This window comes from Dolichospermum sp. UHCC 0315A, assembly GCF_008121535.1.
Classification (GTDB): Bacteria; Cyanobacteriota; Cyanobacteriia; order Cyanobacteriales; family Nostocaceae; genus Dolichospermum; species Dolichospermum lemmermannii.
Window position 1 is genome coordinate 1,952,730 of the sequence record NZ_CP043056.1, and the last position, 13,290, is coordinate 1,966,019.

Here is a 13,290-nt window from a genome sequence, read left to right on the forward strand (position 1 = left end):
TGGTCAGTTGTCAGTTGTCATTGGTCATTGGTCATTGGTCAGTTGTCATTGGTCAGTTGTCAGTTGTCATTGGTCATTGGTCATTGGTCATTGGTCATTGGTCAGTTGTCAGTTGTCATTGGTCATTGGTCATTGGTCATTGGTCATTGGTCATTGGTCATTGGTCATTGGTCATTGGTCATTGGTCATTGGTCATTGGTCATTGGTCATTGGTCAGTTGTCATTGGTCATTGGTCATTGGTCATTGGTCATTGGTCATTGGTCATTGGTCAGTTGTCATTGGTCATTGGTCATTGGTCATTGGTCATTGGTCATTGGTCATTGGTCATTGGTCATTGGTCATTGGTCATTGGTCATTGGTCATTGGTCATTGGTCATTGGTCATTGGTCATGGGAAAAATTCTTTTTCACTCCCCCTACTCCCCCTACTCCCCTACTCCCCTACTCCCCTACTCCCCCTACTCCTACTTCCCCTGGTTAGTAAACCAGGAGTTTAAAAGAGGTAAATACAGATTTACAACCTATGCAGCAAATTCAAGCCGTGCGAATCAGTACCACAGGTGCTAAATAAATCGAATTTTTCCGCTAATTGTTGAACTTCCTCAGTTTCCACCACACTAGGTTTCCAGGGTTTAGGGTTATTGTAAGCGTAGAAAGTCTCAACACCATCAATACCATCACCCGCAGCCGCAGGAATGAGGTCAAAATGCGATCGCCTATACCGGGCTGGGTGAGCAAGTACCGCTAGTCCTCCCGCTTCGTGAATAGCTGTAATCACGTTAACTGCTTGATAAGCCTTGCCGACACTAGGAATTTTTTGTAAGTATGGCTTCATACTGGGATGTTCTGACTCAAAAGCATAAGCCAGAATGTGAACTTCATTATCCAGCAGATTGGCATTAATTTCTGCACCACTCCACAAATATGGAACATGAGCATCAGAATTACTCCACTTCCAATCTTCCAACCAAGCCAGGGCTGCTTGGTAGCCACTGATACTGTGATGATCAGTGATAGCTAGACCTTTTAAGCCAATTGCGATCGCTTGACTCATCAAATCACCCGGTTCTAGTTTGCCATCCGAGTGAACCGTGTGCATATGAAAATTAAATAACTGGGGACAACTTTGTGCATCAATGCGTTGGAATACTTGCTTTAGTAGTTCCTTAGAAACAGTAGTCCGGGCAAAATTTATAACCATAACCCCTCTACACGAAAATTACATTTTTCTCAAAACACCAACACGCCACACTTATAAATGAGATATAACCAATACCACTAACCAGTAAATACAGATACTTCCTCAACTGCACCAATTGATTTTTGCAATATGTTAAGACTACGTTAGCAAATATTAACGCTGATGGCGATGAGTATTTTTAATTACTTCCATCAAGAAAATATGAATTTTGCGTATAGGTTCTATCTGTATACCACCATTGTTACAACAAACCGACTAATTCACCTGCTCCAGTGACAACTTCACCAATTATATTAGCGGAGATATCCTGAGATTGAAAATGAGTCATTACCTGTTCTGCTTGCTGGGGTGGAACTAATAACACAAAGCCAATACCCATATTAAATGTATTATACATAGCCTCAGCACCCACAGAACCAGCCGCAGCTAACCAATGAAAGACAGGAGGAATAGTCCAACTATCAGGGATCATTTTAATCCCTTGACCCTTACTTAAACATCTTGGTAAATTTTCTGGTAAACCGCCACCAGTAATGTGAGCCATGCCATGAATTTCTAAATCTGATTGCAACGCAGCTAAAACAGATTTTACATAAATGCGTGTAGGCGTGAGACAAGTTTCCCCAATAGATGCACCATTTAATAAATCTGGGGTATCAGTCCAAGCAAAACCACCATCACTGACAATTTTTCTGACTAAACTCAACCCATTACTATGGATACCTGAACTAGCTAAACCGATAGCTACGTCACCCACCTGCACCTGAGAACCATCTAGCATTCGGCTCTTTTCCACAATTCCCACGCAAAAACCCGCCAAATCGTATTCACCAACTTGGTAAAAACCGGGCATTTCCGCCGTTTCTCCCCCCAATAAAGCCGAACCAGCTAATTTACAACCGGTAGCGATTCCTGCTACCACCTGAGTTAATTGTTCCTTATCTAACTTACCTGTAGCCACATAATCTAGAAAAAACAGCGGTTCTGCACCCGATGTCAACACATCATTAACGCACATCCCCACCAAATCTATGCCCACAGTATCATGACGATTGAGAATTTGAGCTATTTTCAGCTTTGTCCCCACACCATCTGTCCCCGAAACCAAAACCGGTTCTTTGTAACCTGTGGGGAGTTGAAAGCAACCACCAAAGCCACCCAGTCCCCCCAAAACCTCTTTTCTAAAGGTGCTGTGAACCAAATTGCGAATTTGATCTACAAAAGCTCTACCCGCTTCAACGTCAACGCCTGCATCCCGATAATCCATGCCTAATTACACCGTTATCAATTCATAATTCAGGTTATTATTATCACACAAATTATGTACTCAAGACTTTTTTTGATAATTTGTGATTAATCCCGATCAATCATTGTATCCTAAATAATCAAAGATTGCTATCTAAAAATTTGGTAAATCAAGTGAGTAGCCAACTAACCCAATTTTATTACACAGCCCAGCACAAACCAAACCAGTTGATTTATGGTAGCGGTCAAACCGCAGTGATTACAGGGTGGATGGTGAAGCAAGCTGTAGCTAAACATCTACAATCAAACGAATATGCTGTAATTGGGCAGTTATACTCACCTACCAGGGGTATCAACTTACTAATTCGCAATTTGTTACTAAATCCCCACGTTCACTATTTAGTTATTCTCAACGCTACCAAAGAAGATAAAAACGCCGGTGCTTGTCAATGTTTAGGCGATTTTTTCCGTCATGGTGTGGAAGAAAATATTAGTGATGCGGGGCGAAAATCTTGGGTAATTCGTTCTCAAATTCCTGGTTATATTGATATTGATATTGATATCAATGCTTTGGAAAAATTACGGCGTTCTGTAGAAATTCAAGACGCTACATCAATTTCTGATGCTGTCGAAAAAATTCAATATTACGCCCAAAAGGAAATAGTAGCACCTTGGGGAATGCCTGTAGAATTTCCCATGACTACAATTGAACCAACCGTTTTACCAGGAACACGCTATGGACACAGAATTGAAGGCAAAACCATCGCGGAAACTTGGGTAAAAATCATTCACAGAATTAAAACCACTGGCACAATTAGACCAACTGGTTATGATGGTAAATGGCAAGAATTGATAGATTTAATGGCAGTTGTCACCGAAGAACCGGAAGATTTCTATTTTCCTGAACCCAATTATTTACCAATTGATAGAAGTTTCTTAGAAGAATATATTTCGCAAATTTTAGATGATGCACCTAATCGAGAAGGAGTAAAATACACCTATGGACAACGGTTACGTTCTTGGTTTGGACGAGATCAAATTGAACAGGTAATTGACAAACTAGCCAATGATATTGATTCCGCAAGGGCTGTGATGTCCTTATGGGATGCTAGTCAAGATGACAATGACAATCCACCTTGTCTTAATCATATTTGGGTGAGAATAGTTGATAATGAACTCTCTTTAACAGCGACATTCAGAAGTAATGATATGTTTTCAGCTTGGCCAGCCAATGCGATGGGATTAAGGGCTTTACAAAAATATATTTACAATTCTTTAGTTAAAAAAACTGCTCATAAATTAAAAATGGGGGCATTAATTACCATGAGTCAAAGCGCACATATTTATGATGATTGTTTTGAAAATGTCGCCAATGTCATTTCGTCTCAATATTCTAAAATATCTCAGCAAAAAGACTATTTTGATCCTGCTGGTAGTTTTATTATTACTATCCAGGATAATCAAATTATTGTCGAACATACAACTCCTGGTTCTGGAGAGGTAGTTAATTGTTATTCCGGTAAATCTGCAGATAAACTTTCCCAGCAAATATTCACAGATTGTCCTGGTTTACAAGTTTCTCATGCAATGTACTTAGGTGTAGAATTGCAAAAAGCCGAAATGGTTTTGTTAATGAAAGAACAGTTTATTTATGAACAGGATAAAAATTTAGTTAAACTAAAGCTATAGTCAATATTTATACTAGTAAGATACGGCGTAAGTAAACCCACTATTAAAGTTAGTAAAAAATCTGTGATTTGAAATCCTTATAAAAGGTGGATATATTTACGCCACTGTTTACTAGTAGGATTATTTCCATGATAGAGTAGTAGAGTTACATACCAATCAGTACATTATGAGTACATTAAGTGATCAGGATATCAAGCGAGAATTAGGTATTAATATTTATATATATCCTTATAATAAGGGTAATCTTAAAGGTGCAAATTACAACTTAACAGCTAGTGAATTTGCTTGGAGTCTTAAAACTAGACAAAGAATTTATAACAGTCAAGAGAAAAAAATTATTATTGATCCAGGAGACACTGCTTTAATAGAAACTAATGAAAGTATTTGGGTATCAAAAAAAATAACGGGAACTTACCATTCTAGGGTTACTCAAGTATCACATGGTACTGGTCATATTGGTACTACTCTTGATCCTAATTACATTGGACCTTCTCTGATTGCAGTACATAATCATAGCGCTGTTAAAATTGAATTAATTCCAGAACAAACCCCCTTTGTAACTCTAGTTTTTCAATATCTTTCTTCAGAGTCAAGTAAAGATCAACATGGCAACAAACATGGTAGAACAGAAATACTGGGTGAATTAGGTATAATACTTAGCACAGATGAGAAGAATGCTCTTGACAAACCGTACATGAGTGATCGAGAATTGCTCTTTTCCAAACTAGAGGAATGTGAAGATTATAAGATTATCAAAGGTGAACGTGAAATAAAAGCTACTCAAACTAAAACAGACAGTGAAAACAAAAATAAAAAAATCTTTTCAAAACAGCTATATGTTACTTTTGTTGGGTTATTGATTATTTTGGTAGTATCATCTTGGCATCTTCAAAGCAATCAAAAAAAGCTAGAACAACAAAGTTGGTATCAAGCAACTACGTCTAGTATAAACACAGTTATCACTATACTCTCTGCATCATTTGTAGCCCTGTTAACTGTTGATCTAGAACGAAGAATATGAGAAGTTTATCAAGGTAATAAATACATAAAAGGTAGTATAAATGAAAAATCTAAAAGTATTAAAACTGGCTGATTTAGCTATTATCCCCAAATATGAACATCCACATGATGCAGGACTAGACTTAATATCTATAGAAGAACTAGAACTTCCTGCTGGAGAAAGCAAATTAATTCACACAGGTATATCAATAGAACTACCCCCAGGAACCGAAGCTCAAATTCGTCCTAGAAGTGGTTTAGCTCTTAAGCACCAAATTACAGTTTTGAATACTCCAGGTACGATAGATGAAGGTTATAGAGGAGAAATAGGTGTAATTTTAATAAATCATGGAAAAAAACCTTTTAAAATATCAAAAGGAATGAAAATTGCTCAGATGGTTATTGCACCAGTAATTCGTGTTGAAATTGAAGAAGTTGATAACTTAAGTGATACATCTAGAGGAACTGGTGGTTTTGGTTCAACAGGAATTACTGCAAATAAGTAAGTCGTGCGAAAAATATCACTGTAGGTAGCACAAGAGAATATACTTTTACTAATTGCTAACTATAGCAACTAGGATTTTCACTAATTCAGTTAATTCTTCAGGAACTCGATATAATTTTATATCTTCAATTATTTCTTTTTCCTGACGTTTATAGATAGCAAATCGCCAATCTTCACCAGTAGTTACTGCTCCATAAAGCATAGGTTTTTCTGAGTTTATCCATTGGTCAAGAGCAATCAATTCAACAGCTAATTGTGTAAATCCTCTACTCAAATCTGCTTGTTTAGCTTCAATGACTAATAAACTCTCACTTTTATTAATGTAATAATCTAAACTACCTTTTAATTGGTCGCTGACGCTAATAGGATATTCAATATTCAATTGAGTTTCTGTAATTTCACAAACTTCTAAAAGAATCGGTGCTATAATTGCTTGTTTACGAGCATCTTCACTGAGTAATTTGACCCGTTGGAGATTACGTTCAATTACTCGGTGCAATTCTTTAATATAGCGAGGTGTTGATTCTGTCGTTGGTAATTTTAGCCGTTCACGTTGATAAACACAACCAAGTTCCGCCAAAATATCTTCTGGAGAAAATGGTAACTCAAAGTATTTACTAAATGTATAACTTTGACCAGGCTGAATAATTCGGGAGCGACTCATAATATCATCTCCGTTTAAATCACCATTATATCTATCTTGGGCTGGGAACAGGAAAATGATTTGTGTTTCAAATTTAAACTCTAGCTATTGTAACTATCTCTAACTGATCTTGATATTTACCCCGTCGAGTTTCATAACTAACCGCACATGGTTCACCTTCTAAAAACAGCAATTGCACCACACCCTCGTTAGCATAAATACGACAATCAGCACTGGAAGAATTAGAAAATTCTAACGTTAAATGACCACGCCAAGCCGCTTCCGCAGGTGTAAGGTTGGCAATAATACCACAACGAGCATAAGTAGAATTATGCACAATTATGTCATTAGCAACAAAATTTTCTAAGCCAGGGACAGAAATATCATAAACTTCTTCCATTCCTGCACATTCTATAGATTTAATTTCGTCCCAAAGTATATGATCATGAACTTGTGGTCTAGACTTCGTTGCTAAGAGAATAGAATACATTTTTTCTTCAAATCTTCTTTGTTTAATTGAATCAGGTAAAAAGCCTATTTCATTAAAGAATTTCAAAACCGCTTCGGATGATTGAAAAGCCAAAACATAAGCATTACGACCATTTGCTGGCTTTTTAACTCTAATTTGGCTGGGAATACCAAACCTTAATAGTAAATGATGAACGTCACGAATCAGATGTTCACTAATAGAGCAATATTCAACAGCTAAAGTTGGTTTTGCTCTTGTAGATTCTCCCACTAAATAAACACTACCATCACCAGAAAATAAAGCACGGAGAAAAGCTGCTACTACTACTTTTGGTGCTGTAAATACTTGTTGAGGAACAAATTTTCCCAATGCTCCTACATTCAAACCATAAGATTGTAACCATAGATTAGCTCTATTATGAGTTACTACACCACCTCTACCAACTTGATTAACTAAACGATAACCAAAATCTTTACCTTTGTAAGTCACTTCTTGGTCAAGAACTGTTTTAACACAGCTTTTTAAAGTATTGACTAGCACTTCATCCTCAGATGTAAAGGTTGGACTATTACCAGGAGTATGACATTGACCTTCAGAAATCATTAAACCTAGTAATGTTGCTTCATTAATAGTTAAATCTCCATTGCCAAATATTGGTATAGATTTAGGAGTAGCGATTTTAACTCCCGAAGTTAATTCTTCTAAAGGTTTCCATCCTGTCTCTGTCAAAAAAGGATGATTTGAAGTAGCTTGAATAACCGCACCTTTTTTAGTTGTTACTTGATAGATCGGCTTTACTCCTTGTGGTATAACAGCCGTAGCAGCAGTTTTAATAATCCCTTTTTCTTCGCTATAACTTGCTGTTTGTCCACCTGCAAATTCCTTAATTGGTAAATATGCTCCTGTAGCTGCATCAACAATTTTTGCATCTCCTGTCAAACATTTACCAATACAAATTACTGTAATATTTTCGGGAACTTGCAGTTTTTCCAAAGCCACACCCAAACCATAGGAATGAGCAGGTAAGATGAAATAGCTACCACTTTCATCCGTATGTAATTGAGTAGACTCTAGATTTTGGGGATTAAAGTTTTTAGGATCAATAACAGTACCGGGAATGTGGCGAAAAATCCGAAATTCAGCGCCAGAAAGCCGGATATCATAGCCATAAGAAGATAAACCGTAGCTAATCACAGGTTTACAAGCTACAGATGAATCAGGTTGCAATTTACGAATTAAACTCGACTCAAAAGGCGAAATCATGCCTTTTTGAGCCATTTCGGTAATCCAGATGTCGTTTTTAATCACAAGTTCACAAATAATTTAAACCAAGTTACTAGGATATCTTAATACTTAAGGTTGATGAGAGCGACGAATTTCTGTAATTTGATCTGCCACATCTAAAAGAGACGTTGGCATCTGAGAACCTGTGAGAATAATATCAACATGAGGAGGACGGTGAGAAAGAAACTCTAAAACCTCAGTTTCCGGAATTAAACCGAAATTAATCGCTAAACTCAACTCATCTAATACCAGTAAAGAATACTTACCTTCATTAACTACCTTTTGGGTATGTTGCCAAAGTTGTTGTAGAGCCTGATTTTCCGCTGCGTCCAAATCGGAATTATCAATACAACGGGGCAAATCACAGCGAATCCAATCTAAATGTTGTCCCATTTGGGTAGGTCGTTCATGTCCTTGACGAATCCCACCTTTGAGGAATTGGACTATTAATACTGGTGTACCTTGTCCAGCAATTCTCAGCGCTTGTGCCATGACGCTCGTAAAAAAGCTCCGCTGGGAACTAGTAAAAACTTGCAATAGTCCTTCTACGGAATATGGTAAGCTGAGAGTCGAATTTAGACCTGGGGTTTCTAGTTGGGCAACCATAAGGCAAAGTTTAAAAACTCACTATAAATTTAATGACTTACAATTAAATGCAAATCTTCGCTGATAGCAAAACATATAGTTATCATACAGCAGTATTCATAAGTAAAACCGCCTTGATATTTAGTTTTAACTTTTTCACTGATTTAGAGATATTTTTTCTACAAATGATTTAAGATTGCTATAACAAAATATCCTGCAAAAATAGTGAATTTTATATATGAGGGTTAAGTTGTGGTGAGATTAGTAATTTTAGGGGGTTCAGGGGCAGGAAAAAGCACTCAAGCCCAAAGGCTTGGTAAGTTTTTTGATGTTCCCTTGGTTTCTACCGGTGAAACTTTACGAGCAGCCATATCTGGAAATAGTCAAAATAGTGCCTATGGTGAATTAAATGGTTTAGTTATGGAAGCTAAACCTTATTTGGAAGATGGAGAGTTAGTTCCAGATGAAATGATGATTGAATTTATTAAAGTCCGTCTCAAGCAAGCCCTAAATAATGGTTGGATTTTAGAAGGTTATCCAAGAACTGCTTTTCAATGTGAAGAATTAGATTTTTTGTTAGAAGATTTAGGGCAAAATCTCGATTGGGCAATTTATCTACAAGTTTCCGCAGTAGTCATGGTTAATCGTTCGTTAGGGCGTTCACTCCCTGACGATCAACCGGAAATTGTCCAACGTCGGATAGAGTTATTTTATGATTCCTACGGAGCGCTTCGCTATCGCACTATTCCAATTTTAGAATACTATGATCGGCGGCGGCGGTTATTAACTATTAATGGTGATCAGTCTCCAGAACAAGTACAGCAAAATATTTTAACTTTATTAGGGAATAGATAATAAGTATAATTTTCAATTTTTCCCTGATCACCGTTAAGGTATAAGGCAGTAAGTCAAAATTCTGAGGCAATTTCAATGGCTTGGCAACGTCATCCCATTAATTATGATGGGCTATGAGATACCCGACTTCTTCAAGAAGTCGAGGATCTGAATACTTTGAACATTTCTACAATGACCCATCCTAACATAATGTATTGTATATTACTAGATAGTAGATAAAGTTGGTTGTTACATCTATACAATGCTGAGGAGAATATATACTAATGAGATTTCAGAAAAAGTTTTGGTTGTTGATTATATTATTGCTGGCATTGGTAGGTGCGATCGCTTTTCCCATCATCCACATATCAAAAACTGAAAACCTATATCCCATCAGTTTTTCCGGTAACGGATATGGATATATGAACCAAACCGGAGAGTTGGTTATTTATCCTCAATTTGATAGGGCAGAAAAGTTTTCTGAAGGATTTGCACCTGTTAAAGTCAAAGACAAATTGGGTTTTGTAAACTTTAAAGGACAGGTGAGTATTATCTTGCCGAACAAAATTGTTAATGAATCAAATTCTAGGAAGCGTGATGAACCTATCTCAACTTATTTGGTCGATAAATTTTTAAAAGACTTAACAGATAAAAAACTCATGGCTCAGTATCGTGACGAACACGATACATTATCAACTTCTTTTTCCGAAGGTTTGGCAGCTATCAAACTCAAGGGAAAATGGGGATTTATCAATCAAAATGGAAAATTAGTAATTCCATATCAATTTGATGAAGTTCAGAAATTTTCTGGTGGTGTAGCAACTGTTAAAGTTGGGGATTTATGGGGTGTGATCAACCCAGAAGGCAAATGGATTATCCAGCCTGTAAACAAGTACCCAATTCAGTTTTTTCAAGGCATAGGTTTGAGTTTGATAGATAACATCGGTGATCCCATACCCATAATCTATTATTGGGATAAATCGGGTCATCTAGTAGGCAGCTCGTACAATCAGCCTCAGTTAGCTAAAGAATTTCAGGAAGAAATGGCTATTATTGAAATACCGTGGCGGGCTTGGCAAGAAAAACGTGATGTTTATCCTGTGGTAGCAATATCTGAAGATTCATCTGTATATTCAATAGGATCAAAATGTGGTTTTCAGGATAAACAAGGAAAAGTTGTCATCAAACCACAATTTGATGGTTGTCAAAGTTTTTCACAAGGATTAGCAGCCGTCCGAGTAGACAAAAAATGGGGTTACATTAACAAAACAGGCAAGTTTATTATTAGCCCACAATTCGATTTTGCCGATAGCTTCTTTGAAGAACGTGGTTTGATAGTTTTTAATGGCAAGATTGGTTTTATTGACAAAACTGGCAAAGTTGTAATTAAACCAGAGTTTGACCCAAATCTCGATGACTTCTTGAGAACAAAATTTAAAGAGTATCCCGATAGAGTTATGCCAAGGGATGTAATGCCATATCGCTTTTCCAGTGGGCTTGCAGTTGTTAGCAAAGACGACAAGTGTGGATATATTGACAAAACTGGTAAATTCGCTATCGAACCTCAATTTCTAAGTTGTGAACGATTTGATCCCTACGGAATTGCTAAGGCTGAAAGAAATAAGGATGAATATCTTTACATCACTCGTGAGGGTAAAATAATTCCACGATACATCAATGGAGATTCACTCAGACAGTTCTATCCAGCTAGAATAATACTCCTGATTTCAATAATGGCGTGTTTGTTGTGGATTGTTGCTATTAGCTGTCATGAATTTGCACACGCGATTGTAGCCTATTGGGGTGGCGATCATTCGGTCAAAGACAAAGGCTATTTAAGCTTTAATCCTCGCTTATATATCCATCCTTTAGCTACTATCATCCTACCTGCATTCTTCTTGCTAATCGGTGGAATACCTTTACCTGGTGCAGCAGTATATATTGAATTTGATCAGATTCGGAATCGTTTGTGGGCAAGTGCTACAGCCGCAGCCGGTCCAATTGCTAGTCTACTATTTGGATTAATATTAGTTCCCATATTTCATATTGGCCTTGCCTGGAACTTTCCTTACTGGTTTTTAACCTTTATTGCTGCTTTCATTAATTTGCAGTTTGTGACTGCGCTGTTTAATTTGTTGCCAATTCCGCCATTAGATGGTTATCGAATTATTTCTGTTTGGTTACCATCCAGGTTACAAGATCGCAGTGGCATTGCATCTCTGATAGGACTATTATTTATCTGCTTTGTTTTACCGTTTATCTCAATAAGTAGTTTAGTCATTATTTTACCTGTTGTTCTCATGTTGGCTTTGGGAATTTCTGATGCCTTTAGTATGAATGGTTTGTATTTATTAGACCGTTGGTACATGGCATTATGTCTGCTGGTTGCTGCTGTTGTTTATCTAATCTACAAGCCAGCATCAATCTTTCAAATAGCAGGTCGAGTATTAGAAAACCGCTGGCCTAAAACTGCACTAAAGATGTACGAAAGAGCCATCAAGCTAGATCCGAAAAATGCTTTGTCATGGGAAGGGAAAGCATTGATGCTGAACAAATTGCAAACAATTGGGAACTATGTAGAAGTAATCTCTGCTTTAGAAACAGCAATTGAACTCAATCCTCATAATCTTTTCCTGCAAAAATGCCTACAACAAGAACAAATTTTACAACTAATGTGGTTTTCATCGGATAAAGAACAATTAAAAGCTATGGAAACATACACCGAATCTTATCCCAATGATGCTTGGGGATGGGCTGTAAAAGCTGGAAAACTAGAAACCTGTGAGCGGGATGAAGAAGCATTATTAGCTTGGGAAAAATATCTTGAGATCGATTCTAAAAATAAATTTAAATTGAATTTTCCGATAAAAGAATCAACTTTGGAAGCGTTAGAACGCCAAAATAAGCTATAGCAATCTTAAATAAGATGTGAACAACAAGATCCCCAACTTCTTGAAGAAGTCGGGGATCTGACTTTTACAAATACTCATTCCTCAGTCACCCTGAGTTAATGTATAAGGCAGTAAGCAAAAATTTTGAGGCAACTTCGATGACTTGGCAACGTCCTGACGGGAGAACCCCCTGTGAACTCCGTCCCCATAGTTTTTATCCTAATTTCACCCGCTTTGCACCTGGTTCTGTTTTAGCTAAATGTGGTGATACTCAAGTTCTGTGTACTGTTAGCGTCGCGGAAGGAGTACCGAGATTTTTAACTGGTAGTGGTAAGGGTTGGTTGACGGCTGAATATAGAATGTTGCCTTCTGCTACCCAGAAACGCCAGGAACGGGAATTAATGAAATTGTCGGGCAGAACACAGGAAATTCAGCGTTTAATTGGGCGGAGTTTAAGGGCTGCCTTGGATTTTGAGGCTTTAGGAGAACGGACGCTAACTGTGGATGCAGATGTCTTACAAGCGGACGCAGGAACGAGGACAATGGCAATTACAGGGGGGTTTGTGGCTTTGGCTCATGCTATTTCTCAATTATTGCAGCAGGGAGTTTTAGAGCGATCGCCTTTATGTGGACAAATAGCAGCAGTTTCTGTAGGCTTGTTGGAGGGTGAACCATTTTTGGATCTTAACTATGTTGAAGATGTAGCCGCAGATGTGGATTTTAACGTAGTCATGAATCATAAAATGGGAATTATTGAAGTTCAGGGAACAGCCGAAGCAGGTAGTTTTAACCGTGAACAATTAAATCAAATGCTAGATTTTTCTGAACAAGGTATCCAGCAATTATTAACTGCTCAAAGAAATGCAATTAGTGACTGGAATACTTTGTTTATCTAAGGTTAAGTTGTCATACTTTCCAAGTACCAAAATTCAATTAGTGGCCGTA

At 37.4% G+C, this 13,290-nt stretch carries 11 protein-coding genes and 3 pseudogenes; 7 read left to right on the plus strand and 7 right to left on the minus strand.

Translation table 11 applies throughout. The features are described 5' to 3' along the window. The first annotated feature begins 14 nt into the window (after positions 1-14). The gene (locus BMF77_RS09365) at positions 15-497 is read left to right on the plus strand and encodes a hypothetical protein (RefSeq protein ID WP_210422325.1); all 483 of its coding nucleotides are present in this window, start codon (positions 15-17) and stop codon (positions 495-497) included. 17 nt (positions 498-514) lie between these two features. Here the strand turns inward: BMF77_RS09365 and BMF77_RS09370 are convergent, their stop codons facing one another. Then, positions 515-1,201 carry a PHP domain-containing protein gene (locus BMF77_RS09370; protein ID WP_015083584.1) on the minus strand — a complete coding sequence of 229 codons (687 nt, stop codon included), beginning with the start codon at positions 1,199-1,201 and terminating at the stop codon, positions 515-517. 241 nt (positions 1,202-1,442) lie between these two features. Beyond that, positions 1,443-2,468, minus strand: a complete 1,026-nt coding sequence (gene purM / locus BMF77_RS09375; RefSeq protein ID WP_148762362.1) for a phosphoribosylformylglycinamidine cyclo-ligase — start codon at positions 2,466-2,468, stop codon at positions 1,443-1,445. Between the two features lie 152 nt (positions 2,469-2,620). Here purM and BMF77_RS09380 point away from each other — a divergent pair, with 152 nt between their 5' ends. From BMF77_RS09380 to dut, 3 genes are all read left to right on the plus strand, one after another. Beyond that, entirely contained in the window at positions 2,621-4,135 is a 1,515-nt protein-coding gene (locus BMF77_RS09380; RefSeq protein WP_148762364.1) for a thymidylate synthase, read from the plus strand. A gap of 166 nt (positions 4,136-4,301) precedes the next feature. After that, entirely contained in the window at positions 4,302-5,156 is an 855-nt protein-coding gene (locus BMF77_RS09385) for a deoxycytidine triphosphate deaminase (protein ID WP_148762366.1), read from the plus strand. A gap of 40 nt (positions 5,157-5,196) precedes the next feature. After that, positions 5,197-5,640: a dUTP diphosphatase gene (dut, locus tag BMF77_RS09390; RefSeq protein WP_148762368.1), complete on the plus strand. Its 444-nt coding sequence runs from the start codon at positions 5,197-5,199 to the stop codon at positions 5,638-5,640. 48 nt (positions 5,641-5,688) lie between these two features. Here the strand turns inward: dut and BMF77_RS09395 are convergent, their stop codons facing one another. The 5 genes and pseudogenes from BMF77_RS09395 to BMF77_RS09405 all read right to left on the minus strand — a co-directional run bounded on the left by BMF77_RS09395 (position 5,689) and on the right by BMF77_RS09405 (position 8,641). Further along, the gene (locus BMF77_RS09395; RefSeq protein WP_148762370.1) at positions 5,689-6,303 is read right to left on the minus strand and encodes a hypothetical protein; all 615 of its coding nucleotides are present in this window, start codon (positions 6,301-6,303) and stop codon (positions 5,689-5,691) included. Positions 6,304-6,376: 73 nt separating this feature from the next. After that, positions 6,377-6,625 (minus strand): annotated as a pseudogene (gene dcd, locus BMF77_RS27830) (dCTP deaminase); the annotation flags it as partial. Positions 6,626-6,637: 12 nt separating this feature from the next. Next, positions 6,638-7,672: pseudogene (locus tag BMF77_RS09400) on the minus strand (LAGLIDADG family homing endonuclease); the annotation flags it as partial. Beyond that, positions 7,649-8,029, minus strand: a pseudogene (gene dcd, locus BMF77_RS28970) (dCTP deaminase); the annotation flags it as partial. The pseudogenes BMF77_RS09400 and dcd (BMF77_RS28970), both read right to left, overlap by 24 nt. A 75-nt stretch (positions 8,030-8,104) precedes the next feature. Beyond that, entirely contained in the window at positions 8,105-8,641 is a 537-nt protein-coding gene (locus tag BMF77_RS09405; RefSeq protein WP_148762374.1) for a P-loop NTPase family protein, read from the minus strand. A 234-nt stretch (positions 8,642-8,875) separates the two neighbouring features. Between BMF77_RS09405 and BMF77_RS09410 the strand changes: the two genes are divergently transcribed. The 3 genes from BMF77_RS09410 to rph all read left to right on the plus strand — a co-directional run bounded on the left by BMF77_RS09410 (position 8,876) and on the right by rph (position 13,241). Beyond that, complete coding sequence (locus BMF77_RS09410) at positions 8,876-9,475, plus strand: nucleoside monophosphate kinase (protein ID WP_148766884.1); 600 nt, start codon at positions 8,876-8,878, stop codon at positions 9,473-9,475. A gap of 263 nt (positions 9,476-9,738) precedes the next feature. Next, the gene (locus BMF77_RS09415) at positions 9,739-12,366 is read left to right on the plus strand and encodes a WG repeat-containing protein (protein WP_148762376.1); all 2,628 of its coding nucleotides are present in this window, start codon (positions 9,739-9,741) and stop codon (positions 12,364-12,366) included. Positions 12,367-12,503: 137 nt separating this feature from the next. Beyond that, positions 12,504-13,241, plus strand: a complete 738-nt coding sequence (rph, locus tag BMF77_RS09420; RefSeq protein ID WP_148766886.1) for a ribonuclease PH — start codon at positions 12,504-12,506, stop codon at positions 13,239-13,241. The last annotated feature ends 49 nt before the right edge of the window (positions 13,242-13,290 follow it).